Raw genomic sequence first — 1,001 nt, forward strand, 5'->3', positions numbered from 1 at the left:
AGTCAATTTGGTTGATCCTGACGGGAACGCTGCTGTTAGCGAGGTTGTAAAGGCTATTATTAAGACGTTTAAACCAGGACCGTATGCTGGGGAAGGGGTGGCGGCGACAGGTGCAAAGGCAACGCTAGGAGAGCGAGCAAAACTCGCCAATCAAGGGCAGCCTTGTCATATTTGCGGAACCGAGAATTTCGGAACGAAGTCTGGTTTGCCCGTCGGTGATCACATACCTCCGACGTCGCTGTCTGGGCCGGGGGAGGTGCAGCGGCTTTATTCCAGTTGTTTGACTTGCTCTAATGTGCAAGGAGGGATTTTGAGTTCGATATCGAAGGCTAAAAATACTGCGGCAGGTGTTTTGGGAGTGGTAGCTTCGACAGCTGCAGACGCTGCAATGGCACTGTGGAATGGTGTCAAAAATGATCCAGTTGGATTCGCATTATGGCCGATGACGTCGAACTCATTAGGTGATGGGACTTTGTCTGGTGGCAAAAAGGGCGGGTCGGGATTTTAGTTTGATATGAATTTACTGGGGTGAGTGGGGGTGTTAATTATCAATGTATTAAATGATTTATAAGGGGGTTGTTATGAGTATGGATGAGGAATTTTATAATCGAGCGGATGCGCACATTAATCTTTCTAATGAGCAGCTTAAGATGGTCGATGGTCGGGGAAAGGTAAGTTCGTCGATGATGTATGCAACTGCAAGATTCAATGCTTGGGTCAGTGCATGTGGACATGCGTCGGGGGAAGATATGAGGGAAATGCGGGAAGAAACGATTCAATATTTCTGTGATGAATATAGAAAGGCATTGGAGCTGCATTTTGATGACTATGCCGAAAATTTCGAACGCTACATGAGAGAAGGCTGACGCAGTCGGCATTGGAGGCGGGGGTAATGTTTCTTTGTGGACGACCGATGCAAAGGGCAATACGACCTCAACCTGTACGACGGACACGACTGCCTGTTCTGTACGCACTATCCGCTGGATGGGATGAAGACGGTG

The 1,001-nt window shown here is 48.4% G+C and carries 2 protein-coding genes; both read left to right on the plus strand.

Annotated features, from left to right (window positions below):
- The coding region (locus U5771_RS35185; protein ID WP_322028182.1) for a hypothetical protein at positions 1-508 on the plus strand (508 nt) is incomplete at its 5' end.
- Between the two features lie 79 nt (positions 509-587).
- A complete protein-coding gene (locus tag U5771_RS35190; protein ID WP_322028183.1) occupies positions 588-866 on the plus strand; it encodes a DUF3144 domain-containing protein in 279 nt (92 codons plus the stop codon).
- Positions 867-1,001 lie beyond the last annotated feature (135 nt).

This window comes from Burkholderia sp. BCC1977, assembly GCF_905339595.1.
In the GTDB taxonomy this organism is placed as follows: Bacteria; Pseudomonadota; Gammaproteobacteria; order Burkholderiales; family Burkholderiaceae; genus Burkholderia.

Coding starts and splice junctions, on each gene's coding strand:
- U5771_RS35190 (WP_322028183.1), top strand. CDS start 588: ATGGATGAGGAATTTTATAATCGAGCGGATGCGCACATTAATCTTTCT.